Origin of the sequence: Corallococcus exercitus (assembly GCF_042231735.1) — a bacterium.
Classification (GTDB): domain Bacteria; phylum Myxococcota; class Myxococcia; order Myxococcales; family Myxococcaceae; genus Corallococcus; species Corallococcus exercitus_B.
Window position 1 is genome coordinate 668,771 of record NZ_CP102577.1, and the last position, 26,052, is coordinate 694,822.

Here is a 26,052-nt window from a genome sequence, read left to right on the forward strand (position 1 = left end):
GGGCGTAGCTCGCGGGACGCGGACGTGCTCGAAGTGCCGGGGATCCGGGCGCGGATACAAGAGGCCCCGAGGCTTTCCCGCGTTCGACTCCACGCTTCCTCCCGCCGGACGTCCGTGCGCGGTTCTACTACCGCTTCGACGGGCGGCGGACACGGGCCACGACCGGGGGGCGGATTCAGGTCCCTTCGCCGTGTGCGCACCGTGGAAGGCACCCTCGCAGCCCCTTGCAGGTATGCCCATGACCCCCGTCGTCCGTTCCCGCGCCCGCGCGTGGGTGCTGGTGCTGTCGTTGCTGTCCGTCCCCGCGCTCGCGCAGGGCCTCCCAGACCTGCCGCCCGCGGAAGCGTGCTGGGGCCAGGTGCCGGACGCGGACGGTGACGGCGTGAGCGACACCTGCGAGCTCCAGGTGGCGGCGGCCTTCATGCCCACGCTGTGGATTGCCCAGGGCGAGAAGGGCGTGGCGCGGCGGCCGTACTTCGCGGCGCGGCGCCTGAACTCCGCGCTGCACACCCTGCGCATCTTCTACATGAGCGCCTACTTCGAGGATCACGGCATCCCCAGCCTGGGCATCTTCAACGTCTTCGCGCACGACGGGGACTCCGAGTTCCAGGTGCTGGACGTGCACTACGCCGACGGCCGCTGGTTCCTGGACCAGGCCTTCCTGTCCGCGCACCTGGAGTCGGCCTGCGACTCGTCGGGCTGGTACTCCTACGCGCAGCTCGAATACGCGGGCGCGTTCCGGGGCGCGCCGCGCATCTACGTGGCCGGCAACAAGCACGGCGCCTACAACGCGAAGGCCACCTGCGACCGGGGCTGCTACTTCACCGACAGCTGCTCCCAGGGACGGCAGGAGGCGCTGGACCCGGAGAACCGGCTCGCGGCCCGCAACGTGGGGTCCCTCAGCGCGCCGTTGATCAACGCCGTCACCGTCAACGGCCAGACGGAGCGGCTCTTGGACGACGTGGAGTTCAAGGGCTGGGACGACCAGGCGGGCCGGAGCAACTCCTCGCCGTACCGCGCCCGGCTCGTCCAGTTCGGCTTCTAGGCCTGGAACGAAAGAGGGGCCGCCACCCGCGTGTGCGCGGGTGACGGCCCCTGGAAGCTTCAGGCGTTCAAGGCGAAGGACTACTCCGCCTCGGCGCGCTCCTCGCGCTTGCGGTCGCGCTCGGCGCGGTAGCGCTCGCCCACGGCCAGCGCCTTCTTGCGCATGCGCACGGACTTGGGCGTCACCTCGACGAGCTCGTCGTCGGCGATCCACTCCAGGGCCTTCTCCAGCCCCATCTCCTTGGGCGGCACGAGGATGACGTTCTCGTCGCGGCCGGCGGCGCGGATGTTGGTGAGCTTCTTCTCGCGGCAGCAGTTGACGTTGAGCTCGGACGGGTGCGCGTGCTCGCCGATGATCATGCCCTCGTACACCGTCACGCCCGCGCCGATGAAGAGCTGGCCGCGCTCCTGGATGCTGAACAGCGCGTAGGGCACCGTGTCGCCCAGGCGGTCGGAGACCATCGCGCCGTTGGCGCGCTTCGGGATGTAGCCGAACCACGGCTCGAAGCCGTCGAACTGGCTGCTCATGATGCCCTCACCGCGGGTGATGGTGAGGAACTCCGAGCGGAACCCGATGAGGCCGCGCGCGGGGATGCGGAACTGGAGGCGGGTGCGGCCCGAGCCCAGCTGCGCCATGTCCGTCATGCGGCCCTTGCGGGGCCCCAGGCGCTCCGTCACCGCGCCCACGCTGTTCTCCGGCACGTCGCAGAAGAGCAGCTCCATGGGCTCGTGCGTCTGCCCGTCCACCACCTTGGTGATGGGCTCCGGGTTGGAGGCGGTGAGCTCGTAGCCCTCGCGGCGCATGTTCTCGATGATGACCGCCAGCGCCAGTTCGCCACGGCCCACCACGCGGAACGCGTCCGGCGTCGCGGTGTCCTCCACGCGCACGGCCACGTTGCGGTAGGCCTCGCGGTACAGGCGCTCGCGCAGGTTGCGGGAGGTGACGTACTTGCCCTCCTTGCCCGCCAGCGGCCCGTCGTTGACCTTGAAGATCATCATCATCGTGGGCTCGTCCACGGTGATGCGCGGCAGCGCCACGGGCTTCTCGGCGTCCGCGATGGTGTCGCCAATAGAGATCTCTTCAATGCCCGCGATGGAGACGATCTCACCGGGGCCCGCGTCCGGGATCTCCGTGCGCTTCAGGCCGGAGAAGCCGAACAGCTTCACGACCTTGCCCTGCTGCACCTTGCCGCCCTCGCGGACGACGGACACGGGCATGTTCGGGGTGATGCGGCCCGCCTGCACGCGGCCCACCGCCAGACGGCCGACGTAGTCGTCGTAGTCCAGGTTGGCGACGAGCAGCTGCAGCGTCGTCTGCTCCGCCGGGGGCGCGGGCGGGGGCGGGATGTGCTTGATGATGGCGTCGTACAGCGGCTCCAGCGTCTTGCCCGGCACGTCCAGCGACGTGGAGGCCTGACCCTGGCGCGCGACGGTGTAGAGGACGGGCATCTCCAACTGCTCTTCGTTCGCGCCCAGGTCGATGTAGAGCGAGTACACCAGGTCCAGCACTTCCTTGGCCCGGGCGTCCTGACGGTCGATCTTGTTGATGACCAGCACCGTCTTCAGGCCCATGGCCAGCGCCTTGGTGAGCACGAAGCGCGTCTGGGGCAGGGGACCTTCAGCGGCGTCCACCAGCAGGATGACGCCATCGACCAGGCGCAGACCGCGCTCCACCTCGCCACCGAAGTCGGCGTGGCCCGGGGTGTCGATGATGTTGATCTGCATCCCCTTGTAGGAGACGGCGGTGTTCTTCGCGAGGATGGTGATGCCCTTCTCGCGTTCGAGGTCGTTCGAGTCCATGACCCGTTCGGCCACGTGCTCATTGGAGCGGAAGGTGCCTGCCTGCCGGAGCAGGTGGTCGACGAGGGTGGTCTTGCCGTGGTCGACGTGAGCGACGATGGCGACGTTGCGGATGTTTTCGCGAGAGATCATGCGGACCAACTGACTGAAAGAAGGTGCGAGGAGAGACGCCCAGGACGGGGTTTCTCAATCCCACCGGAACCCGGAAGGCGGGGGCTTATATGCCGGGGGCTTCCCACCTGCAATGAACGCGGGTGTCCAGCAGGCAAACAATCAAGCCCCCCACCCGCCGGGCGCTTATCCCACCTTTGGCTGTGACTCCGCGGTTTCAACCCCCAGCCGCTCTCTGAGGAAGCGCTCCACGCGCAGCTCCACGAGCCCCGGGACTTCCAGTGGGGCGGTATGGGTGCCCTCGGAAATCATCAGGAGCTCGGAGGCGGGGATGCGCTCGGCCATCTTCCGGGACAACCACCCGGGGGTGAAGCGGTCCTTCTCCCCGGCGACCACCAGGGTGGGCACGTCCACGCGCTCCAGGTGGTCCTCGGCGGTGTGGTTCGCCAGCGAGTCCAGGGTGCGCACGAACACGACGGGGTCCATCCGCGCCAGGTGCGTGAAGTAGGGCGCCAGGTCGTTGCGCGCGATGAGCTCCGGGTTCATCTCCAGGCGGATGGCCAGCTGCACCACCAGCTCCGTGGTGAGCGCCCCGTGCACGATGCGCGCGGTGTGGCGGGGGAAGCGCTCCACCGCGGCCCTCAGGGTGGGGAAGAGGCGCTTGAGCAGCGTGGAGTCATGGAAGGTGTCCAGGGGCAGGCCGTAGCTGCCGCACACCAGCACCAGCCCCTCCACGCGCCGGGCGTAGCGGCGGTGGAACTCCAGCGCCACCTGCACGCCCATGGAGTGGCCGAAGAGGACGGCCTTCTCCATGCCCGCCGCGTCCATCACCCGCGCCAGGTCGTCGCAGGTGTACTCCATGCCGATGCGCGTGCGGTCCGTGGGGACGGTGCTCTTGCCGTGGCCCCGGTAGTGCCATCTGAGCACGCGGTGGCGCCGGCCCAGGTAGGGCAGGAGGTACTTCCACGCGAAGCCGTCACAGCCCAGGCCGTCGCACAGCACCATGCCCGGGCTGCCCTCGCCCCGCACCTGGTAGTAGAGGTCCGCGCCGTCGGGGACCCGCAGCGAGTCCTGGCGGAAGGAGACCGCCTGTCCATGGGGCGCGCTCACGCTTCCACCTCGTCCGCGTCCAGGCCTTCGGGGATGCCCTTGTCCAGCCCGTAGCGGGAGATCTTCAGGATGAGGTTGGAGCGGCTGATGCCCAGCTCCCGCGACAGCCGGCTCTTGTTGTAGCGGGTGCGCACCAGGCCCTGGTGGATCATCTCCTTCTCCAGGGACTCCACCGCCTCGTGCAGCTTGCCGTGCGCGCGCGGGGCGATGAAGGGCCCGCCTCCGGGGACGACGGCGTCGCGGATGCGGCTGGAGAGCAGCTCCGCGGGGATGACCTCCAGCTCGCCGCCCAGCACCAGCAGCCGCTCGATTTCGTTCTCCAGCTCGCGGATGTTCCCGGGCCACGCGTACGCGCCCAGGATGCCCAGGGCCTCCGGCGCCAGGCCGCGCGCGCGCTGGCCCTCGCGGTGGTGCTTGCGCAGGAAGTGGTCGATGAGGACGGGCAGGTCGTCCTTGCGCTCGCGCAGGGGCGGCAGCTGCAGGCGGATGACGTTGATGCGGTAGAAGAGGTCCTCGCGGAACTCGCCGCGCTTGACCAGCTCGCCCAGGTCCTTGTGGGTGGCGGCGATGACGCGCACGTCGACCTCGCGGGACTGGGTGCCGCCCACGGGCAGGAAGGTGCCCTCCTGGAGCACGCGCAGGAGCTTCACCTGGAGGGCGGGGGACATGTCGCCCACTTCATCCAGGAAGAAGGTGCCCGTGTCCGCGACCTCGAAGAGGCCCTTCTTGTCCTTGAGCGCGCCGGTGAAGGCGCCCCGGGTGTGCCCGAAGAGGGCGCTCTCCAGCAGGTTGTCGTTGAAGGCGGAGCAGTTCTGCACGACGAACGGCTTGTCCTTGCGCGGGCCGTTGTGGTGGATGGCGCGCGCCACCAGCTCCTTGCCCGTGCCGGACTCGCCGTTGATGAGGACGGTGGAGTCGGAGTTCGCCACCTTCTCCATCAGGCGGAAGACTTCGTTCATGGCCCCGGAGCGGCCGATGATCTTCTCGAAGCGGTAGCGGTTGGACAGCTCGGAGGCCATGGACTGGATGGTCTCCTCCTTGCGCGTGAGCTCCACCTCCTGGTTGGCGATCTCCGTCACCGCGAACTCCAAGAGGTCCGACAGCTTGCTCAGCTCCGAGCCGTCCAGCACCGGCACGCGCTCCGCGGCGCCCTCCAGCTCCAGCAGCGCCCCGGGGGCGATGTCGCGCATCTTCCCCAGCAGCACCTGGCCGTCGCCGGGCGTGAGCGGCTGGCGGGCGAAGCCCTCCACGAAGAGGAAGCCCTCGTACTCGTTGCGGATGTAGAGCGGCGCGCCCACGATGGACAGGCGCAGGTGGCAGTCGTGGAACAGCGAGCGGCGCAGGTTCTTGGCGGCCTTGAACTTCTCGTGGAGCACCCGCACCGACTGGGCACACCGCCGCATCCCCTCCCGCGCCCCCAGCGAGTGGCGGCAGAAGTCGTTGGGCGGCGGGATGAAATCCCCGCGCTGCCAGTCGTGGACCAGGCCGTTGCGATCCGCGAACGACAGCTCCACCTGCCACCACTTGCGGATGACATCCCTCAACATGACAATGGTGTGCAGATTCTGATGCTTCTCGAAGTCCATCCCCACGGTCCTCGCCCTGTTGCGGATCAGGACAATGGATCTACGGGGTTGTCCGAAATCAATCCAGCGGCACCTGTCTGAATGACGGCGCTGTTCGCGTACCCTGGTTCCCTGTGAGCGCACCCCCACATACACACGGCAGGGCAGGGCACGGCCATTCGCACGACCACGATCATGACCATTCCCACCATGGGCACTCGCATGGCCATGGGCATGGACATTCGCACGGCCCCAAGCGGGGCGGGCTGGCGGAGGAGCGGCGCAAGGACCGCCGCCGGCTGCTGTTCGCGCTGGGGCTGACGGCGACCATCATGGTGGCGGAGGCGGTGGGGGGTTTCCTCACCAACTCGCTGGCGCTGCTCTCCGACGCCGGGCACATGCTGACGGACGTGTCGGCCATGGTCCTGAGCCTGCTGGCGCTGTGGTTCGCCGGGCGGCCCGCGGACCTGAAGAAGACCTACGGCTACTACCGGATGGAGATCCTGAGCGCGCTGCTCAACGGGGTGCTGCTCCTGGTCATCACCATCTTCATCCTGATGGAGGCCTGGGAGCGCATGCGCACGCCGGCCCCGGTGGAGCTGGGGACCATGTCGCTGGTGGCGGGCATCGGCCTGGTCGCGAACCTGGCGGCGCTGGGCTTCCTGCACCAGACGCACTCCATGAACGTGCGCGGCGCGTTCCTGCACGTGCTGGGGGACACGCTGTCGTCGGTGGGCGTGCTCATTGGCGCGGGCATCATGTGGTGGACCGGCTGGTACATCGTGGACCCCATCATCTCCGTGCTCATCTCCGCCATCATCGTCGTGGGCGCGCTGCGGCTGGTGAAGGACGCGGTGGACGTGCTGCTGGAGGCGGTGCCCGCGCACGTGGACCTGGAGCAGGTGAGGGATCTCATGGGGAAGGTGCCGGGCGTGCAGGCGGTGCATGACCTGCACGTGTGGACCATCTCCAGCGGGATGTACGCGCTGTCCGCGCACCTGGTGGTGGCGGACCCCATGGTCTGCAACAACGACGACATCCTGTCCGCGGTGAAGCACGACCTCTTCGACCGCTTCGGCATCGACCACACCACCATCCAGATCGAGAGCCAGTCCTACGCCCACCTGGGCGAGGTGCACTGACTCACGCTTGCGAAAGGCGCGCGGGGCGGGGATTCTCGCCGGCTCCTATGAGCGTGCTGGACAAGGTGTTGTCGCTGCGGCCGGGCAACGTGGTGGCGCGGGTGGGCCCGGGCTCCCGGGTGCCCCTGCTGGATCCACGGGAGCTGCTGCGGGCGCTGGAGTCCACGCCCATGGCGCTGCCGTGCCTGCCGGTGCTGTCCAAGGGCGCGCTGCCGGGCCTCTTGGGCGCCGCGCGCGCGGAGGACGCGGTGCTGGGCCTGGCGTGTCCGCACCCGCTGGCGGACCGGGGCGCGCCCGAGCGCTTCGTGCAGGCGGTGCACGCGGCCGCCCAGGAGGCCGGGCACACCCGGCCCCTGTTCCTCCAGGCCGGTCCCATCCGGGTGACGTCCACGGACGCGGACGTGCTGGACGCGCTCCAGGAAGGGCTCTTCCGCGTGGTGGACGCGGGCTTCGCGCTGGTGTCGTTGGATCTGTCGCGCCTCACGTCCTACGAGGCCGTGGAGGCGGTGAACGCGCTGGTGGGCCCGCTCAAGGAGCGCGAGCTGTCGCTGGAGGTCTCCCCGCCGCAGGTGTCCTCCGGCGGGCTGGTGGACGCGTGCGCGACGCTGCTGGAGGGGCTGTCGCAGTGGCAGGTCCCGGTGCGCTTGCTGCGCGTGCCGGACGCGCAGCTGGGGGACGGTGAGCTGGACGTGGAGGAGCTGCGCCGGGTGGTGGAGACCGCCTCGGCCAAGGGCGTGGCGGTGACGGTGGAGGACGTGTCCACGGGGGCGGCGCGGGGGCTGGCCAGCTACGTGGCCGCGGGCGTGCGCAAGGTGGACCGGGGAGGGCCCCTGGGACCGCTGGCCCTGCGCGCCTGGCCGCCGGAGGTGCGCGAGCCGGTGGTGGCGCGGGCCCAGGCGGCGGGCATGCCGGCCGGCGAGCTGCTGTCCGTGCTGGAGGAGGGGCTGCCGCCCCTGTCGCCTGGCGCGCGCGAGACGCTGGAGGCGCTGTCCTTCGCGGAGGCCACGGAGACGCTGGCGGCGCTGGGGGCGCACCGCTCGGCGTCGGTGGCCATGGCGTTCCTGGCGAAGCCGGACGGCGACCTGGGCTAGAAGGGCGCCCATGCGCATCGTGGCAGGCAGCGCGAAGGGCCGGGCCCTGACGGGGCCCAAGCCGTCGTCCGGACACATCCGCCCCACGGCGGACCGGGTCCGGGAAACCATCTTCAACATGCTGGGCCAGTTCCTGGACGGCCAGGCCGTGCTGGACCTGTACGCGGGCACCGGCGCGCTGGGGCTGGAGGCCCTGTCGCGGGGCGCGGGCCGGCTGGTGCTGGTGGACCAGGACCGCGAGGCCCTGGAGCTGTGCCGCAAGAACACCGACGCCCTGGGCTTCAGCGCCCAGGTGTCCATCCTGGCGCAGCCCGTGGTCCGTGCGCTGGGGACGCTGGGCAAGCAGGGGGAGAAGTTCGAGCTCGTCTTCGCGGATCCGCCCTACGCGGCGCGCGTGGTGGAGACGGTGCTGGAGGCGGTGGCGGCCGCGGGCGTGGTGACGCCGGGCGGCACCGTGGTGGTGGAGCACGACAAGCGGGAGGCGGCCCCGGACGCCCACGCCGGGCTCACCCGGGAGGACCAGCGCCGGTTCGGGGACACCCTGGTGAGCTTCTACCGGGCGCCGTGACGTGCGCTTGACCCGCCCCCTGGGCCCGCCGAGACTTCCGGGCACCCATGCCGGTTGCCATCTATCCTGGTTCGTTTGATCCGCTCACCAACGGGCACCTGAGCCTCATCCAGCGCAGCCTGAAGATGTTCGACCGGCTCATCGTCGCCATCGCGGTGAACCCGAAGAAGACGCCCCTCTTCAGCCAGGAGGAGCGCATCGAGCTCATCCGCGAGGCGGTGAACGACAGCCGCGTGGAGGTGGACGCCTTCCACGGCCTGCTCGTGGACTACGTGCACCAGCGCAACGTGAGCGTCGTCATCCGCGGGCTGCGCGCGGTGTCGGACTTCGAATACGAGTTCCAGCTGGCGAACATGAACCGCAAGCTGGCGCCGGACATCGACACTGTCTTCATGATGACGGGCGAGGACTACTTCTACATCTCCTCGCAGCTCGTCCGGGAGGTCGCCACCTTCGGAGGCAACGTGGAGGGGCTCGTCCCCCCGAACGTGAACGCGGGGCTGAAGAAGAAGTTCGGCCCGAAACCGTAGGGCCCCGGAGCGGCGACAGGGCAACGCAGCGCGCCCGTTGTGCTTGTCCGCTTCGGGAGTTCCGCGCTAGGCAGGGCGCATGAAACTCGCCCGCCGGCTGCAAGCCATCAAGCCCTCCGCCACCCTGGCCCTCAACGCCCGCGCCAAGGCGCTCGCCGCCAGTGGCAAGGACGTGGTGGTGCTGGCCGCCGGTGAGCCGGACTTCGACACGCCGGAGTTCGTGAAGCAGGCGGCCATCGACGCGCTCCGCTCGGGCTTCACCAAGTACACCGCCACCGCGGGCATGCCGGAGCTGCGCGAGGCGGTCTGCCGCAAGCTGGAGAAGGACAACGGCCTGAAGTACGCGCCGGATCAGGTGGTGGTGACGGCGGGCGGCAAGCAGTCGCTCTACAACTGCTTCCAGGCGCTGCTGGATGAAGGGGATGAAGTCATCATCTTCGCGCCGTACTGGGTGAGCTACCCGGACATGGTGCACCTGGCGGGCGGCACGCCGGTCATCGTCCCCACGCGCGAGGAGGACGGCTATGCGCCGGACCCCGCCGCCATCAAGAAGGCGCTCACCCCGCGCACGCGCGCCATCGTGCTCAACAGCCCGGCCAACCCCACGGGCGCGGTGTACTCGCGCGCCACGCTGGAGGGCATCGCGGACGCGGTGCGCGGCCACGACTGCATGCTCGTCACCGACGACATGTACGAGAAGCTCCTCTACACGGGGGAGCCGTTCCTCAATATCGGCAACGTGGCGCCGGACCTGGTGCCCCGGCTGCTGGTGTCCAACGGCCTGTCCAAGTCCTACGCGATGACGGGCTGGCGGCTGGGCTACGCGGCCGGGCCCAAGGCGCTCATCTCCGGCATGCAGCTCGTGCAGGACCAGTCCACCTCCAACGCGTCCTCCATCACCCAGAAGGCGGCGCTGGCTGCGCTCAACGGCCCCACGGACACCATCACCGCGATGGTGAACGAGTACCGCGCGCGCAGGGACCTGTTCGTCGCGGGGCTCAACGCCATCCCCGGCATCCGCTGCCGGCTGCCGGAAGGGGCCTTCTACGCGATGGCGGACGTGCGCGGCCTGCTGGGCAAGACGTACAAGGGCAAGCCGCTGACGGACTCGCTGCAGCTCTCCGAGGCGCTGCTCAACGACTTCCTCGTGGCGGCGGTGCCGGGAGACCCCTTCGGCGCGCCGGGCTACATCCGCATGAGCTTCGTCACCTCGCGCGAGGTGCTCCAGAAGGGCCTCGCGCGCCTGCGGGACTTCGTCGCCGCGCTGGGCTGAGCGCGGGCGCGGGTCCGTCATCCCGGTGAGGTGAAGCAGCGGTCTGGGGTGTTGACGCCCCGGATTTCTTCTTCACTTCGCGTGATCTGGAAAAACACGCACAGAGTCAATTTTCGCACTCCCAGCGCGTTTGAGGGGTTCGTTACGGGACGTCGTGCCCGGAACGGCTTCACCAGACTGACCGGGCGCCTCGCGCCCTCCACCGGGAAGAATCCACATGATGATGAAGAGAAAGGGCGCGCTCTGGGCGCTGCTCCTGGCCGTGCTGTCCGCTTGTGGCGCTGATGACGACATGGGGCAGGTGCGGGGACACGTCACGACAGAAGCGGGGGACGCGCTGGCGGGCGCCCAGGTACGCGTGGACGGCACGGGCGCCGTGGCCACGTCGAATTCGCTGGGCGAGTTCACCCTGTCGAACCTGCCGCGCGGTGGACACACGCTGGTGGCGTCCCACGCGGACTACGTCGACAGCTCGCAGCGGGTGGAGGTCAAGGCCGGGGCGGCGGCGGAGGTGTCGCTCAAGCTCGTGCTCGCCGTGGGGCGTGTGACGGGGACCGTCCGCATGGAGGACAACAGCTCTCCGGCGGGGGTGCTCGTCTCCGTCCCTGGCACCGACGTCAGCGCGGTGACGGACGCGCAGGGCGCCTTCACGCTGCCCGCGGTGCTCCCGGGCGCCCGGACCGTGGTGGCGCACATGGACCACTACAAGAAGGCCTCTCGGGACCTGGCGGTGGTTCGCGACGAGAACCCCTCCGTGGACTTCGTGCTGGCCCGGAATGAGACCGCCCCGGCGGTCACCGTCCCCCTGTTGTCGGTGCAGGGCGGCGTCCTCACGATCACGGGCGGGCCCTTCGGGATGGCGCGTGGCGAGAGCACGGTGACGGTGGGTGGGGTTCCGGTCGCGGAGTACTTCTCCTGGACGGACGCGAAGATCGTCGCGCGGGTGGCCGCGTCGCTCGCTTCCGGGGACCAGCCGGTGGTGGTGACGATGGAGGCGTCCTGGCGCCCGGTGGTCACGGACTCGGTGCGCGTCCTGCGGGCCAGGACGGTGTTCGTCGAGAATTCCCTGGGCGCGGGCATCCGGCCCGACGGCACCCTCGTGACGTGGGGAAAAGGGTGGCCGCCCATCGAGAATCCCCCGCAGGTGGGCGGCCTGGTGGGCGTCGCGCTGGGGACCTACCACAGCGTTCTGCTGAAGGCAGACGGCTCGCTGGTGTTGTGGGGCGGTGAAGCCGCATACCTCCCGCCCCTTGACGTGCACGACGGCGTGGCCGTGGCCTGCGCGCGCTACACCTGCTTCGTGCTCCGGGCGGATGGGACGGTCCTCGGTTGGAGCATGCACTCGGAGCCGGAGTCCGTGGTTCCCCAGGGGCTGAAGGACGTGGTGTCCATCGACGGAGGCTTGACCCACGTGGTCGCGGTGACGATGGACGGCCGCGTGGTGGCCTGGGGTCACAATGAGAACAACGCGACGACGGTCCCCGCGGGCCTCTCGGACGTGGCGGAGGTGGCGGCGGCGGGCAACCACACCATCGTCCTCAAGCGGGACGGCACCGTGACGGGATTCGGGTCCAGCTTCACGGGCGAAAGTTCCCCTCCCTCGGACCTCTCGGAGGTCATCTCCGTGGGGGGCGGCACGCTGCACGGCTATGCCCTCACGAAGGCGGGCCAGGTGCACTGCTGGGGCAATGGCTACGGCGTGTGCAACCTGCCCACGGAGGCCCTGTCCCAGGTCGCGCAGGTCGTGACCGTCAAGGACGGAGTCTGGGGCATGGTGCTCAAGCAGGACGGCACCCTGGTCTCCTGGAAGGGAGAGTATGCCGGTGAGCGCGTTCCTCCTCCCCAGGGGCTCATCCTGGCGGTGCCGCCTCTCTAAGAGGAGCGGCGCGACATCGCGGTGACAGGACAGGGTGCCCGGTGGGAACACCGGGCGCCCGTGTCGTCTTCAGTCCGTGTACGCGAAGGCGTGCCAGCTCAGGTCCGGGCTGCCGCGGAAGAGGAAGATGGCCGCGTGGCCGGAGAGGTTGCCCACCGCGGCCCAGGTGTCCTTGAGCGCGCGCGGATCCAACCCCAGGCGCGCGGGCGGCTTGCCGTACTTCTTCTCCATCTCCGCGATGGGCAGCACCTCGATGTCGTAGAGCGTGACCAGGTCCGTGCGCCGCGCGCGCAGCTGCTTCACCCACGCCTGCACCAGCTCGTCCGGGGTGTTGAAGCGCTTGTCCTCCAGCTGGAACGGATACGACAGCTCCGCGGACGCGTTGCGCACATCCCCCGTCAGCAGGCTCTGGAAGAGGAAGCGCGCTTCGTTGTGGATCATCGTGCGCGCGATGCCTTCGGGGGACAGGTCCTCCTCGCTGGGGCGCGCGGCCTCACGGCCCGGGCCCAGCTGGACGCTGCCCGCGGTGGAGGGGGTGGGCGGCGTCGGCGGGCGCGCGGTGGGAGCCATGGGCGCGGCGGCCGGGGCCGGGGTGGGCGCTGGCGCGGCCTTGCGCGGGGCCGGGGTGGGGGACGCCGCCGGTGGCTGGGCCGGCGTGGGCGCGGCAGGGGCTGGAGCCTCGGCCGGCGTCGGCGCGGCGGGAGCCGGAGCCTGGGCGGGGGCCGGGGTGGGCTCGGCGGGGGCGGGCGTGGCGGGAGCGGTGTCCTGGGCGAGGGCGGGCGCGGAGAGAAGGACGAGCAGGGCCAGGGGCCAGCGACGCATGAAACCTCCGGTGGGAAGCGCGGCAGCGTAGCAGAGGACGCCGGGCCGGGGTCCTCCGAGCAAGCGGCCATCGGACGGTCCCTTTGGATGCCACAACGCACCGCGTGCATGTGGGGGCGGACGTTGGTATGGGGGGCGCCCGATGCCCAAGCGCACTGATATCCGGAAGGTTCTCGTGATTGGCTCGGGCCCGATTGTCATCGGGCAGGCCGTCGAGTTCGACTACTCAGGCACCCAGGCGATCAAGGCGCTTCGGGACGAGGGCGTGGAGGTGGTGCTGCTCAACAGCAACCCCGCCACGGTGATGACGGACCCCGAGTTCGCGCACCGCACCTACATCGAGCCCATCACCGTGGAGGCGGCGGAGAAGATCCTCGCCGCCGAGCGCCCGGACTCCCTCCTGCCCACCATGGGCGGACAGACGGCGCTCAACCTGGCGAAGGCGCTCGCGGAGCGGGGCATCCTGGAGAAGTACGGGGTGCGGCTCATCGGCGCGTCGCTGGAGGCCATCAACAAGGCCGAGGACCGCCAGCTCTTCAAGGCGGCCATGCAGAAGATTGGCGTGGCGCTGCCCAAGAGCGGCTACGCCACGACGCTCACGGACGCGATGGCGCTGGTGGAGGAGATCGGCTTCCCGGCCATCATCCGCCCCTCCTTCACGCTGGGCGGCACGGGCGGCGGCATCGCGTACAACCGCGAGGAGTTCGAGGCCATCTGCCGCTCGGGCCTCAAGGCGAGCCCCACCTCCACCATCCTCGTGGAGGAGAGCGTGCTCGGCTGGAAGGAGTACGAGCTGGAGGTGGTCCGCGACTCCGCGGACAACGTCATCATCATCTGCTCCATCGAGAACCTGGATCCGATGGGCGTGCACACCGGTGACTCCATCACCGTGGCGCCCGCGCAGACGCTGACGGACCGCGAGTACCAGCGCATGCGGCAGGCCTCGCTGGCCATCATCCGCGAGATTGGCGTCGACACGGGTGGCTCCAACATCCAGTTCGGCATCCACCCGCGCGACGGCCGCATGGTCGTCATCGAGATGAACCCGCGCGTGTCGCGCTCCAGCGCGCTGGCGTCCAAGGCGACGGGCTACCCCATCGCGAAGGTCGCCGCGAAGCTGGCGCTGGGCTACACGCTGGATGAGCTGCGCAACGACATCACCCGCGACACGCCGGCCTCCTTCGAGCCGACGCTGGACTACGTGGTGGTGAAGGTGCCGCGCTTCAACTTCGAGAAGTTCCCCAAGGCGGACCGCACGCTGACGACGAGCATGCGCTCGGTGGGCGAGGTGATGGCCATTGGCCGCACCTTCCCCGAGGCGTACATGAAGGCGCTGCGCTCCATGGAGCTGGGGCGCGTGGGCCTGGAGTCGCCGGAGCTGCCCACGGAGAAGGAGGAGCGGCAGAAGGTGCTGAACGAGGGGCTGCGCGTGCCCCGCCCGGAGCGTCCGTGGTTCGTGGCGCAGGCGTTCCGCGAGGGCATGACGGTGGAGCAGGTCCACGCGCTCTCCGCCATCGACCCGTGGTTCCTGCGGCACATCGAAGCGCTGGTGCACGAGGCGCAGTCGCTGGCGGACATCGGCCGGCTGGACCATCTGCCGGACGACGTCTTGCGCCAGGCGAAGTCGCACGGCTTCTCCGACAAGTACCTGGGCAACCTGATGGGCTACCCGGAGGCGGAGGTGCGGGCGCACCGGCACTCGCGCGGCATCCGTCCGGTGTTCAAGCGGGTGGACACCTGCGCCGCGGAGTTCGAGGCGTACACGCCCTACCTGTACTCCACCTACGAGGAGGAGGACGAGGCGCCCCCCACGGACCGGCAGAAGGTCCTGATCCTGGGCAGCGGTCCCATCCGCATCGGCCAGGGCATCGAGTTCGACTACGCGTGCGTGCACGCGGCCTTCGCGCTGCGCGAGGCCGGGTACGAGACGGTGATGGTCAACTGCAACCCGGAGACGGTGTCCACGGACTACGACACGTCCGACCGCCTCTACTTCGAGCCGCTGACCATTGAAGACGTGCTGGAGGTGTCCCAGCGCGAGAAGCCGGTGGGCGCCATCGTGCAGTTCGGCGGGCAGACGCCGCTGCGGCTGAGCGTGCCGCTGGAGCAGGCGGGGCTGCCGATCCTGGGCACGTCGCCGGACGCCATCGACCGGGCGGAGGACCGCGAGAAGTTCTCCAAGCTGATTGAGAAGCTGGGCCTGAAGCAGCCGGAGAACGGCGTCGCGCGCAGCCACGCGGAGGCCTTCAAGGTGGCCGAGCGCATCGGCTATCCGGTGATGGTGCGTCCGTCGTACGTGCTGGGCGGCCGGGCGATGGAGACGGTCTACGACGCGGCCAGCCTGGAGCGCTACATGCGCGAGGCGGTGAGCGCGTCGCCGGAGCACCCGGTGCTCATCGACCGCTTCCTGAAGGACGCCATCGAGGTGGACCTGGACCTGGTGGCGGACCGCACGGGGCAGGTGCTGATTGGCGGCGTGCTGGAGCACATCCAGGAGGCGGGGGTGCACTCGGGTGACGCGGCGGCGACGCTGCCGCCGCACTCGCTGTCGCCGGACCTGGTGGAGCGGATGAAGGACCAGGCCATCGCCATGGCGCGCGAGTTGGGCGTGGTGGGCCTGATGAACGTGCAGTTCGCCATCCAGGGGAAGAACATCTACATCCTGGAAGTGAACCCACGCGCCAGCCGCACGGTGCCGTTCATCTCCAAGGCCACGGGCATGCCGATGGCGAAGATCGCCGCGCTCTGCATGGTGGGCAAGACGCTGAAGGAGCTGGGCCGCACGGAGGAGCCGGAGTTCCGGCACGTGGCGGTCAAGGAGAGCGTCTTCCCGTTCGCGCGCTTCGCCGGGGTGGACGTGATTCTGGGGCCGGAGATGAAGTCCACGGGCGAGGTGATGGGCCTGGCGGAGGACTACGCGTCGGCCTTCGCGAAGAGCCAGCTGGCGGCGGGCGTGAAGCTGCCCAAGACGGGCCGGGTGTTCATCTCCGTGAAGGACGAGGACAAGCCGGCGGTGGTGGACCTGGCGCGGCGCCTGCGTTCCCTGGGCTTCAGCCTGACGGCGACGTCGGGCACGCACGACTACCTGCAGACGAAGGGCATCGAGTCGCAGCGGGTGCAGAAGGTGAAGGAGGGCCGGCCGAACATCGTCGACAAGATCGTCGACGGGGAGATCGTCCTGGTCATCAACACCACCTTCGGCAAGCAGGAGATCGCGGACAGCTTCTCCATCCGCCGTGAGTCGCTGATGCACTCGGTGCCGTACTACACGACGGTGCAGGCGGCGCGCATGGCGGTGGGCGCGCTGGAGTCGCTGAAGCGCTCGGACCTCGCGGTGAAGCCGCTGCAGGGCTACCTGTACGGCGACGCGGGCGTGCCTCCGGCGCGGCGGTAGTGCTGTAAGGAATTGCGCCCCCTGGATGACAGGGGGCGCGCAGGACCTGGGCGTTGATGGCGAAGGCAGGGTGTCCCTCCTGCCCCTCGCGCCGCCCATGTTCAAAATCCGAAAGTCCTGTTAGGGTTGCGAAAGGCTTTCAGCCTGCACAATCCGTCGTGGCTGGGATGGGACCCGCCCAATCCCTGCACCCCTGAACGTCAGGGAGCCGCTGACGGGTCAGTCCATCCGCTTCCCGGATGCCTCCCCTTGCTTCGTTGCCTTGAGAGATCTGTCTTGACCCATTCCACCTCCCGACTCGTGTCATTGCGCACGGCCGGGCTTGCAATCTTTTTCAGCCTTCTCACGGCATGTATTGATGAGGCTCCCGCGCCGCAGGAGTTGGTAGGCACTCGCCCACAAGCCTTGAGCCTGGCGCGGAACACGGCCATCTCCGGGCGGTTCTACGCCTTCACGGTCCTGGCGACCGAGGGACAGGATCCAAGTGCGGGGCGGGGAGGCTACAATCACCCGCCGGGGCTCGCCGAAAACGGGGCCATTGCCTTCTATCACAACGATCATGCGGGCTCGGAGCTGAGTGCCATTGCCGCGGCGGAGCTCGCTCTGGACGGAGGGGTGGGATTCAAGGTCGTCAGTTATGGCCCCAGCACTGTCCGCCGATACCTGTCGAGTGGCTCCATCAACGAGATGGGGCATGTCGCGGTAACGGCGCGCCAATCCAGCACCAATACCCAGACGCTCTACCTGTTCGACACAAACCCGGCGACGGCGGGCGACATTGGCAGCTTCGCGACGAGCGGCGGCCCTCGGGACGTGGATTTCGCCACCATCACCCCGAACGTCACCATCAACAACAGTGACAAGGTGGCTTTCATTGCCACGAACAAGGACGGTGGGACGGTCCTTGTCTCCATGGGGCTGAACGAGGATGGGGGCACGCTCCAGCAGGCCAAGCTGGACGGTGGCTTTCCGGTCATCGTGGATGCGAACAACCAGACCCTGATCCGCCCGGATGAGACGAGCGAGCTGCTGCTCTTCCCGTATCCGGTGAACTCAGCGCCTCCCGTGGCGGTGCTGCCAGCGGGCTACTTCTCCTACGTGGGCAAGAAGCCCGGCATCTCACGGGATGGAAAGCTCATTGCATTCTATGGAGACCTGACGCCCGCGGGAGCTCAAGCGCTTCGGGAGGAGGCGGGCCCCGGTATCTTCCTGAGCGCCACCAATGCCGCGGGAACGCGCCTGTTCGCCAAGATCGCGGGGAAGGGCAAGCGCTTCGAGGTTCAAGACTCCCGATTCAATAACATGGATGGTCTCTGCATCCCCGACGGTGGGCCTGCCAGCGAAGTCTGCTACTCGGCTGAGCTTGGCTTTGATTCGAACCTCACCCCCCGCTCGCTCACCTTCCCGAATCCGGACGAGCGGGTGCTCGTCATCCGGCACAAGTACAACTCCATCTTGAATGGGGACACCGCCGTCGTCGCGTTCACGGCCACTCCGGAAGGGGAGGACTTCATGAAGACGTTCAGTCCGCAGAAGGGCCTGTGGACTGTCCGGATGAACCTGGTGAACGCGGCCGACTACCCCATCTCCAAGCTCCTGGCTCCGACGCCCGTCATCCAGGTGGGAGACACCCTCGGGGACAGGACGGTCCAGGGATTCACCTACGACTTCGCCCTCGCACGTGCCCCCCGCTACCGCAGTGGGATTACCGCGCCAGGCTTCACGCAGGGGGAGCACCAGCTGGCCCTCAACGTCCAGACACAGCAAGGCCGGCTCCTGGCCCTCGCGACCTGGAGGGATGCGGACGCGGATGCGTTGCCCGACCACTGGGAGGCGCGCGGTATCGACTTCAATCAGGATGGCACCATCGACCTGCCGCTCCACCTGGCGCCCTACAATGCCAAGGTCAACGAGAAGGACCTCTTCGTTGAAGCGGACTACATGGAGGATCCGGATGACGGCGGCGTCGCGCATCGGCCCACCGCGGCTCAGATGACGGCCATTCAGGACGTCTTCCGCAAGAACAAGATCGCGCTTCACGTCAGCTTCGATGAACAGCTGCCCGAGGCGGACTATACGGCGTTTCAGGCGATGGAGGTCGACTCCCAGCTCGACGGTGGGTCCTCCTCCCTGGCGTTCGTTGAGCCGCTGGTCTACGGCACCGGCATGAACCCCTGCGCACCGGATGCGGGGGCCCACCTGGGGACGGCCACTGAGCGCGCCTCCGCCGCATGCCCCGACGTCATGGGCGCCCGCTACCTGAGTCACCGCTACGTCCTCTTCGCGGACTCGAATGGGAACGCGATCCACTCCACTGGCATCGCGCGGAACAACGGCAACCTTCTCGTCGTGGCCGCGTCAAGCCTGGGGGACTACGTGGCCTCCGATGGAGGCGTGACACTTCCCGAGCGGGTTGTCTCCACCGGCCTGATGATGGCGCGGTGTACGCAGCCGTTTGATCGCAAGCGCTGCGGGCTTCAGCAGATGAACGCGGACACGTTCATGCACGAGCTGGGGCACACGCTTGGGCTCCGGCACGGTGGCGGAGACAACTTGAGCTGCAAGCCTCACCATCAGAGCGTGATGAATTACGCCTACCAGTTCGCCAAGGATGATCCGGAGCGAGTCCTCGACTACTCACAGGCGGATCTGGGCCCGCTCGACAAGACCCAGCTCAATGAGCCCCAGGGCGTTGGGGCGGTCCTGGTGAAGAACCTTGTCCACGGTCTGCCCGACGGAGGTGTTCAGCGGGTCGATGCCGGTACCCTGGCCATTGACTGGAACGGCAGCGGGGCCGCGACGGATACGGGCATTCCCGTTCCCATCGACACCTTCGGTAGCTCCTGCCCTGGCAACAGCGCGGCGGTGCTTTCCGGGGCCGAGGAGTGGTCGAAGATCAACTTCGAATTCCGCACGGCGTCGCGCTCGGAGAAGACAGGCGTTTCGAACGGGGGACCGGTAGAGCTGACCGTCGACCCTCGGGAGCCCGTGCCTGACGTGGACTTCGACGGAGATGGGCTGGGCGTTCGCAATGACAACTGCCCGCTGGTCCACAACCCGGGACAGCAGGACAGTGATGGGGATGGGATCGGGGACGCGTGCGATCCCGACCTGGCCTATGTGGATGTGCAGCTCGTGGCGGCGCTGTCGCCGACCACGGTGGCCGTGAACGGTGAGATGCAGTTGACGGCGACCGCTACCAACACGGGCACGCTTCCGGCCACGGGGCTGTATTTCCGAGTGGTTCTTCCGGAGGAGGTCACCCTGGTTCAAAGCACGGGTGGAACAGGACAGCCCTGCCACGCCTCTGGCACGCGTATCATCTGCGCGGCGCAAGCGATCGTCGGGAGCTCGTCCACGAGCATCTCGCTCGTGCTGAAGCCCACGGAGCTGGGGGCGTTCTCGGTCTCGGTCGATGCCGATGTGCCGGTGGATCCGACCCTGGCCAACAACACGGTGACGCTGGAGGGAGTGGCGGGCGTCTGCACTCCCAAGACCTGCGTGGAGCTGGGCGCGACCTGTGGATCCGTGCCGGATGAATGTGGCGGTACGCTTTCCTGTGGTTCGTGCACATCCCCGTTGACCTGTGGCGGTGGTGGCACGGCGAACGTCTGTGGTTGCTCCGCGGAAACAGACAGCCAGTTCTGCTCGCGGCAGGGCAAGAACTGCGGGGCCGTCACAGGCACGGACAACTGTGGCCAGACGCGCACGGTGGCGTCCTGTGGAAGCTGCACCAGTCCTCAGACCTGCGGTGGCGGCGGCACGGCCAACGTCTGCGCTTGCTCAGGGGAGACGGACGCTCAGTTCTGCACCCGCCTGGGGAAGAGCTGTGGGGCGGTGACCGGCACGGACAACTGCGGTCAGGCGCGCACGGTGGCCTCCTGCGGGAGCTGCACCAGTCCGCAGACCTGCGGTGGCGGCGGCACGGCCAACGTCTGTGGAACCTGCACTCCCGTGCCTCAGGCGACGGCTTGTGCGAACTGGCAGTGCGGCACGGCGTCGGACGGGTGTGGCGGATCTTATACCTGTGGAACCTGCGGACCGGGGCTGGGGTGTGCGCCCATCAGCCACGTCTGTGGCACGCCCAGTTGCCCCGGGGGAGGCATCTCCGTGTGCAACGACCTGTTCTGCCGCTGCGAAGGAGGAAATGACATGTGACCCGCGGGGAGCCTCCGCGGGTTCCCTGGGTTCATCAAGCTGAAGACAGAAGACCGTGAGTGCTCGCGGCCCCTGGGAGCTCGGGGGCCGCGAGTCATGGAGGAAGAGGGGACGAATGCGCATCGAGGAGTTCCGGCCTGCGCTCGAGAAGGCGGCGTCAAGAATCGGGATGGGGGTCCGCTTCAGTCCTGGCGCGACAGGGGAAGCCCTCGACGCGTGTGAGCGGCGGCTGGGCGTGACGTTCCCTGCGAACGTCCGGCGCTTCTACGCGGCCCATGACGGGGTGTGGGTGGAGGCGCCGTCGCTCATCATCCGGCCCCTGGAGGAGCTGGTCCTGGCGCCTGGCGGGCGGCTGTCCTTCGCGGACTTCGACTTCCAGCACACCCTGGCGTTCGCCGTGGATGCGGTGAACGAAGCAGGGGAGTGGGACATCGTGAACGCGAAGACCGGCTTCAAGGTCACCCTCACGATGGCGAGCTTCTGGTCCAACAAGGTCTTCGCCTGGGTGATGCGCCAGCGGCCCATCTGGGCCGAGGAGCATCCGACGCAGGTGTTCCTGGGGCAGCAGGACGTGCCGGAGATCGGGTCGAGCATCACCGACCCCGTGGAAAAGGCGTTCTTCGACATGGCCATGGCCGCGGCGGTGTTGCGGTGGACGAACGGCGACGCGCCCGTGGCTGGGTTTGACCTCACGTTCTTCGCTCGAGTCGTGAAGGACCTCGCGTCGCGCAAGGAGGAGGTGTTGCGCGTGCTCAATGGCGAGGAGCCGGATTGGCTGTAGCTCTAAAAGGGAATGACCGGTGGCATCAATCCGACACCGGCAGCTCCACGATGAACGTCGCGCCCTTCCCGGGTTGGCTCTCCGCGCGCAGGGTGCCGTGGTGGGCTTCGACAATCTGCCTGGTGATGAAGAGGCCCAATCCCAGGCCTCCGTAGTGCCTTGTCGACACGGCGCGGGTGAACTTCTCGAAGATGGCCTGGAGGCTCCCCTGCGCGATGCCGATGCCTTCGTCCTTCACGCTCAGCCTCGCCCGGCCCAGGCCCTTCTCCACCCGGATGGTCACCGGGTGGCCCGCGCCGTACTTCAGCGCGTTGGACAGCAGGCTGCTCACCACCTGCTCCAGCCGGTGGCGGTCCCAGCGGCCCGCCACGCCCGGGGCGGCTTCGATGATGAGCTCGCAGCCCGCCTTCGCCGCCTGCGCCTGGAAGCGCTCCACCTCCTTGCGCACCACGTCCGCCAGGTCCACGTCCTCCAGCCGCAGCGGCGCGGAGGGGCCCGTGAGCTGCGTCACCTCCAGCAGGTCGTTGATGAGCGTGGTCATCTTGCGGACCTGCCCGGAGACGGTCTCCGCGGTCCTCGTCACGCGCTCCCGCAGCGTCTCCAGCGTCTGGGCTGACTGCGCGTCGCGCACCAGGGACTGGAGCTTGAGCTGCAACGGCGTCAGCGGCGTCTTCAATTCGTGCGACGCCACCGTCAGGAACTCGTCCCGCAGGGACACCGCGTGCTGGAGCTGGGCCTGCGTCTTGCGCAGCTCGGTGACGTCCTGGAGGGCCAGGAGGATGGCCGCCGGATGCCCGTGCTGGGCGGGCAGCGGCGCCGCCTCCACCAGCAGGGAGTAGTGCCCGGTGGGCGTGTGCCAGATGACCGGCTCTCCGTGGACGGGCGAGCCCTTCGCGGCCCGGACGCCCGGAATCTCATCCATGCTCAGCTCGCGTCCCGTTTCGTCCGTGAAGCGATGCGCCCCCGAGTAGGACTCCGCCCGCAGGCCCCCGGGGAAGTCGCCGCCGGCCATCTGCCGGGCCGCCTGGTTCGCGAAGAGGATGCGGCCCGTCCGCGGCGCCACCAGGATGAGCGCCACCGGCGTCCGGTCCAGCACCGCCTCCAGCCACTGCTGCTGGTTCCTCAGCGACGCGGCCCACTCCTCCAGCTTCTTCCGGGCCTCCACCCGCTCCGTCACGTCGATGGCGAACGACAACACGGAGTCCACCTGGCCCGACAGGTCGCGCAGCGGCTGGCACACGAGGTCGAACCGGCGCGTGGCCTCCACCCCTTCGCCCTGGAAGTCGGTGGTGACGGCGATCTCCTTCTCCATCACCGGCTCGCCGCTGGTGTAGGCCTTCTCCAGCATCCTGGAGTAGTGCAGGCACTTGAGCTGCTCCGCGTTCCTGACGGAGGTGCCCAGCAGCTCCGCTCCCTGGGACAGCCGCTTGTAGAGGGGGTTCACCAGCGTGAAGACCTGCTCCTTGCCGGTGAGGAGCGCGATGGACGCCGGGGCGCTCGTCAGCACGGCGCGCAGCCTCGCGCGCTCGTTCTCCGCCCGGGCCTCCGCCTGCTTGCGGTCGGTGATGTCCTCCGCCGTGGACACCCACTCGCGGATGGCGCCCTTGTCGCCGAACACGGGCACGGCCCGGCCCACCACGTCCCGGTAGCCCCCGGCGTGGAAGCGCAGGCGGAACTCGCCCCGGTAGGACGTCTTCGTGCGCAGGGACTCCACCCAGCCGCGCACCACGCGCTTGCGGTCCTCCGGGTGGATGGCGGCGAGCCAGCCCAGCCCCAGGTGCTCCTCATGCGTCTGGCCCGTGAACGCCAGCCAGCGGGGCGCGGGCTCCACCACCTCGCCCCGGGCGTTGGTGGTCCATACCGGCTGCGCCATGGCCTCCACCAGCGAGCGGTAGCGCTGCTCGCTGGCCCGGAGGGCTTCGTGGGCCCTCCGCTGCTCGGTGATCTCCGCGACGATGACGCCGATGCCCAGCAGCACGCCCGCTGGCGTGCGCACCGGGTAGTAGCTGACGAGGAAGTGGCGCTCCACGCCCACCTCCTTCGGCGTGGCGCCGCTGACCTCCACCGTCTGCGCGGTCCCGCCCTCCAGGATGCGCTGGTACTGGAGGCGGAGCGTGGGCCACATCTCCGGGACGATCTCCTGCACCTTGCGCCCCAGGTGGGCCGCGCGCGGAATGCCGTTCATGGCGGCGAGCGCGTCGTTGACCTGGACGAAGCGCTGCTCCATGTCCACGACCGCGAGCCCCACCGGCGTGCTCGCCACCAGCGTCTCGAGGAGCAGCCGGGAGTGCGCGTCGGTGATGGACTCGGAGGACTCCGGGTCGAAGCTTGCGCTGTGACTCTCCACGCGCGCCTCCTCTGACCCCGGCCCTTCCCGGCGAGCTTGGAGGCAGGGCCCCGTGAAGCCGCTTCCCACCATGGGAGTGGCCTGACCTGGAGGGTGTGCATCCCCGGCCCTCGCGGGCAATCCGCGCCCGCCTGGAGGAGCAGCCGCTGATTGGCCGCGCCCCCACGAACAGTCCCAACGGCGGCGTCCCGGATGACGAGCGGCCTCCAGGAAGAGGGGCGCGACCCGGCGGACAACCACCCCGTCCCACCCTCCCCGCAGGGCAGGGTCGGCGTCAGGTTTGACACACTCCAGGTCAAAGGCTGTCGGCCCTCCAGTGTTGACGTCCGTCTGGTTCCTGGTTCATTGTCGCCCCCTCGTCGCATGTCGCATGCGGTGGACCAGGCGGTTCTGCGGGGTACCGGGGGGTGCCGTGACGCAGCAGCTTGAAACCAGACATGCCGCTGCCCTGGAGGGTCCCTTCGCGTGATTCGCGAGATCCTCAGCGGCCTGCTGTGGCAGGGCAGGATGGCCTTGCGCAGCGGCGACGTGCGCGTCTTCGCCGCGCATGGCTACGTGGACGAGGGCTACCGGCCCTCGCGCGTGCCCTTCTTCTCCGTCGTCGGTCCGCTGGGCCTCTTCCCTGAACCCGAGCGCGAGAACGGCCGCACCGGCGTCGCCACCGTCCGCGTCCCGGGGCACCTCATCGGCAGGCCTCGCGCCGCCGCGGACAGCGTGCCTCCGGGCGGCTCGCTCAAGCTGCGCCTGGATGGCCGCGCCACCGTCACCCTCACGGGCCTGCCGGGAGGTTCGTTCGCCTCCACCGCCACCGGCCCCGCGCTCGCGGCCGCCCTCAACGCGAAGCTGGAGGAGGCGCGCATGGGCGGCCTCTTCCAGGAGCCCACGGGCGCGCCGCTCACGGACCCCCTGCTGCTGGAGGCGCTCGCCGCCGCGACCGCGCGCTGGGACCTGGAGGGGGGCCGGCTCGCGCTCAGCTCCGACCCGGGCATCGCGTCCATGGAGTTCCGCTCCAGCGTGGAGGTGCTGCCCGTCACCGGCAGCATCGCGGGCCCCCTGGGCCTGGAGCCTCCGGAGCGGGCCCAGGAGGGCAGGGCGTTCCTGAGCAAGCTGCGCGCGCCCAAGGCCATGGCCATCGACGTGCAGGTGGACCTGTGGGCGGGCTCGCAGGTGGACCTGGCGTCCATCATGGACACGGTGGCGCTCTCCATCCCCACGCGCGGGCAGATGGTCCTCCGCCCGTCGCTCTTGGCCGAGGACGTCCCCGACGGCGCCACGAAGCTGCGCCTCCTGCCGCGCGGTGAGCCCACCACGCTCCTGTCCCTGGCGCACCTGGAGTCCAGCGACCAGGGCCTGGAGCGCGCGCGTGGCGGACGCGTGGACCTGACGCCGGGCGCGTCCTTCCTGCCGGCCTCCGAGGGCCTGCGCCTGTCCGGCACCGGCACCGCCTCCGTCCTCGTGCACCCCATGCCCGCCGTGCCGGATGCCTTCCACGCCGACAATCCGGCCCCGGACGGGCTGGCGCTGTCGCTGGGGCTGCGGGTGGCCTCCGGTGCCGTGGCCGCGCAGACGCTGCCGGTGGCCGTCCTGATGTCGCAGGGGCAGCCCGTGCTGCGGCTCGTCGTCCGCTACGAGCAGGTGGGCACCCGGCTCATGGGCGAGGTGGTGGCCACCGCGACGCTGTCCCAGGGCAGCGGCACGCAGGTCGCGGAGACGCGCTGGCGCCTCCCCGCGGAGCGGCTGGAGGCCGGCGTGGTGCTGCACGCGCGGCTGGAGGCGGGGGAGGGCGTGGTGTGGCTGTCGGCGGACGGGTCGCCGCAGCCGCTCCAGGACGCGGAGGCCACGCCCGCGCCGCCCGTCGCCGCGCCCGGCGTCACCGTCGCCGGCAGCGACATGGTGCTCACGCTGGGAGCGCAGACGGGCACGCCGCTGGACTTCACGGTGGACCACCTGCACCTGGTGGCGGAGCCGGTGGGGCCGTTGGATCCGGCGCTGCGCCGCAGCGTCACCGCGGCCCCTCGCCTCAAGGTCGGCGACGTGGTGGTGCTGGGCGCGAGCGAGGACGGCTATCGCGTGGGCAAGCGGCGCTTCCAGGCGCTGGTGCTCGGGCTGGACGGAGACGCGGTGACGCTCAGCCGGCCCGTGGAGGGCGCCTGGACCCGGGGCCGCACGCTGGTGTTCCAGGAGGAGTGCTTCTTCTTCCAGACCCAGCTGCGCCGCCGCGACGACCTCTTGAACCACCTGTACCGCTGCAGCGTGGACTACCGCGTCTCCGCGCTGATGGACGAGCCGAACGCGCGCGCCAGCGCCCGGCTCGTCGAGAAGCCCCAGGTGGACCTCATCGCGCGCGGTGCCTCGCGCGGCGCCAGCGGCCACCCGGGAACGTCCGTCACCGAAGTCGATACCGCCAGGCGCGGGACCATCTGAACCCAGGAGGATGAAC

Annotated in this window: 16 protein-coding genes; 11 read left to right on the forward strand and 5 right to left on the reverse strand. The window is 69.3% G+C overall.

The features are described 5' to 3' along the window. The first annotated feature begins 238 nt into the window (after positions 1-238). Positions 239-1,045 (forward strand): hypothetical protein, encoded by an 807-nt coding sequence (locus NR792_RS02705; RefSeq protein WP_375758494.1) that lies wholly within the window; start codon positions 239-241, stop codon positions 1,043-1,045. Between the two features lie 80 nt (positions 1,046-1,125). On the opposite strand, the gene typA is transcribed toward NR792_RS02705, so the two are convergent. The 3 genes from typA to NR792_RS02720 all read right to left on the reverse strand — a co-directional run bounded on the left by typA (position 1,126) and on the right by NR792_RS02720 (position 5,651). Further along, the gene (gene typA / locus NR792_RS02710) at positions 1,126-2,976 is read right to left on the reverse strand and encodes a translational GTPase TypA (protein ID WP_375758495.1); all 1,851 of its coding nucleotides are present in this window, start codon (positions 2,974-2,976) and stop codon (positions 1,126-1,128) included. A 165-nt stretch (positions 2,977-3,141) separates the two neighbouring features. Beyond that, positions 3,142-4,065, reverse strand: a complete 924-nt coding sequence (locus NR792_RS02715; protein WP_375758496.1) for an alpha/beta fold hydrolase — start codon at positions 4,063-4,065, stop codon at positions 3,142-3,144. Beyond that, a complete protein-coding gene (locus NR792_RS02720; protein WP_375758497.1) occupies positions 4,062-5,651 on the reverse strand; it encodes a sigma 54-interacting transcriptional regulator in 1,590 nt (529 codons plus the stop codon). The genes NR792_RS02715 and NR792_RS02720 overlap by 4 nt, the downstream gene beginning before the upstream one ends. Before the next feature lie 113 nt (positions 5,652-5,764). On the opposite strand from NR792_RS02720, the gene NR792_RS02725 reads away from it, so the two are divergent. The 6 genes from NR792_RS02725 (at position 5,765) to NR792_RS02750 (ending at position 12,110) form a co-directional block, all read left to right on the forward strand. Beyond that, positions 5,765-6,772, forward strand: coding sequence for a cation diffusion facilitator family transporter (locus NR792_RS02725; protein ID WP_375758498.1), 1,008 nt, complete (start codon positions 5,765-5,767; stop codon positions 6,770-6,772). A 47-nt stretch (positions 6,773-6,819) separates the two neighbouring features. Continuing rightward, positions 6,820-7,863 carry a hypothetical protein gene (locus tag NR792_RS02730; RefSeq protein ID WP_375758499.1) on the forward strand — a complete coding sequence of 348 codons (1,044 nt, stop codon included), beginning with the start codon at positions 6,820-6,822 and terminating at the stop codon, positions 7,861-7,863. 10 nt (positions 7,864-7,873) lie between these two features. Continuing rightward, a complete protein-coding gene (gene rsmD / locus NR792_RS02735; protein ID WP_375758500.1) occupies positions 7,874-8,431 on the forward strand; it encodes a 16S rRNA (guanine(966)-N(2))-methyltransferase RsmD in 558 nt (185 codons plus the stop codon). Between the two features lie 47 nt (positions 8,432-8,478). Then, positions 8,479-8,961 carry a pantetheine-phosphate adenylyltransferase gene (gene coaD / locus NR792_RS02740; RefSeq protein ID WP_375758501.1) on the forward strand — a complete coding sequence of 161 codons (483 nt, stop codon included), beginning with the start codon at positions 8,479-8,481 and terminating at the stop codon, positions 8,959-8,961. 79 nt (positions 8,962-9,040) lie between these two features. Further along, entirely contained in the window at positions 9,041-10,234 is a 1,194-nt protein-coding gene (locus NR792_RS02745; protein WP_375758502.1) for a pyridoxal phosphate-dependent aminotransferase, read from the forward strand. 217 nt (positions 10,235-10,451) lie between these two features. Beyond that, on the forward strand, positions 10,452-12,110 hold the full coding sequence (locus NR792_RS02750; protein WP_375758503.1) for a carboxypeptidase regulatory-like domain-containing protein: 1,659 nt from the start codon (positions 10,452-10,454) through the stop codon (positions 12,108-12,110). A gap of 69 nt (positions 12,111-12,179) precedes the next feature. On the opposite strand, the gene NR792_RS02755 is transcribed toward NR792_RS02750, so the two are convergent. Beyond that, on the reverse strand, positions 12,180-12,932 hold the full coding sequence (locus NR792_RS02755; RefSeq protein ID WP_375758504.1) for a hypothetical protein: 753 nt from the start codon (positions 12,930-12,932) through the stop codon (positions 12,180-12,182). Positions 12,933-13,074: 142 nt separating this feature from the next. On the opposite strand from NR792_RS02755, the gene carB reads away from it, so the two are divergent. The 3 genes from carB to NR792_RS02770 all read left to right on the forward strand — a co-directional run bounded on the left by carB (position 13,075) and on the right by NR792_RS02770 (position 21,265). Next, a complete protein-coding gene (carB, locus tag NR792_RS02760) occupies positions 13,075-16,326 on the forward strand; it encodes a carbamoyl-phosphate synthase large subunit (RefSeq protein WP_375758505.1) in 3,252 nt (1,083 codons plus the stop codon). A gap of 276 nt (positions 16,327-16,602) precedes the next feature. Then, the gene (locus tag NR792_RS02765; protein ID WP_375758506.1) at positions 16,603-20,484 is read left to right on the forward strand and encodes a hypothetical protein; all 3,882 of its coding nucleotides are present in this window, start codon (positions 16,603-16,605) and stop codon (positions 20,482-20,484) included. Between the two features lie 115 nt (positions 20,485-20,599). After that, on the forward strand, positions 20,600-21,265 hold the full coding sequence (locus tag NR792_RS02770; RefSeq protein WP_375758507.1) for a hypothetical protein: 666 nt from the start codon (positions 20,600-20,602) through the stop codon (positions 21,263-21,265). A 25-nt stretch (positions 21,266-21,290) separates the two neighbouring features. On the opposite strand, the gene NR792_RS02775 is transcribed toward NR792_RS02770, so the two are convergent. Next, entirely contained in the window at positions 21,291-23,612 is a 2,322-nt protein-coding gene (locus NR792_RS02775; RefSeq protein WP_375758508.1) for a PAS domain S-box protein, read from the reverse strand. Positions 23,613-24,077: 465 nt separating this feature from the next. Here NR792_RS02775 and NR792_RS02780 point away from each other — a divergent pair, with 465 nt between their 5' ends. After that, the gene (locus tag NR792_RS02780) at positions 24,078-26,036 is read left to right on the forward strand and encodes a hypothetical protein (RefSeq protein ID WP_375758509.1); all 1,959 of its coding nucleotides are present in this window, start codon (positions 24,078-24,080) and stop codon (positions 26,034-26,036) included. Positions 26,037-26,052: the final 16 nt, after the last annotated feature.

Bases quoted from the DNA above. Each gene is read 5' to 3' on its own strand.
- NR792_RS02705 (WP_375758494.1), top strand. From the start codon at position 239: ATGACCCCCGTCGTCCGTTCCCGCGCCCGCGCGTGGGTGCTGGTGCTG.
- typA (WP_375758495.1), bottom strand. From the start codon at position 2,976: ATGATCTCTCGCGAAAACATCCGCAACGTCGCCATCGTCGCTCACGTC.
- NR792_RS02720 (WP_375758497.1), bottom strand. From the start codon at position 5,651: ATGGACTTCGAGAAGCATCAGAATCTGCACACCATTGTCATGTTGAGG.
- NR792_RS02730 (WP_375758499.1), top strand. From the start codon at position 6,820: ATGAGCGTGCTGGACAAGGTGTTGTCGCTGCGGCCGGGCAACGTGGTG.
- rsmD (WP_375758500.1), top strand. From the start codon at position 7,874: ATGCGCATCGTGGCAGGCAGCGCGAAGGGCCGGGCCCTGACGGGGCCC.
- coaD (WP_375758501.1), top strand. From the start codon at position 8,479: ATGCCGGTTGCCATCTATCCTGGTTCGTTTGATCCGCTCACCAACGGG.
- NR792_RS02745 (WP_375758502.1), top strand. From the start codon at position 9,041: ATGAAACTCGCCCGCCGGCTGCAAGCCATCAAGCCCTCCGCCACCCTG.
- NR792_RS02750 (WP_375758503.1), top strand. From the start codon at position 10,452: ATGATGATGAAGAGAAAGGGCGCGCTCTGGGCGCTGCTCCTGGCCGTG.
- NR792_RS02755 (WP_375758504.1), bottom strand. From the start codon at position 12,932: ATGCGTCGCTGGCCCCTGGCCCTGCTCGTCCTTCTCTCCGCGCCCGCC.
- carB (WP_375758505.1), top strand. From the start codon at position 13,075: ATGCCCAAGCGCACTGATATCCGGAAGGTTCTCGTGATTGGCTCGGGC.
- NR792_RS02770 (WP_375758507.1), top strand. From the start codon at position 20,600: ATGCGCATCGAGGAGTTCCGGCCTGCGCTCGAGAAGGCGGCGTCAAGA.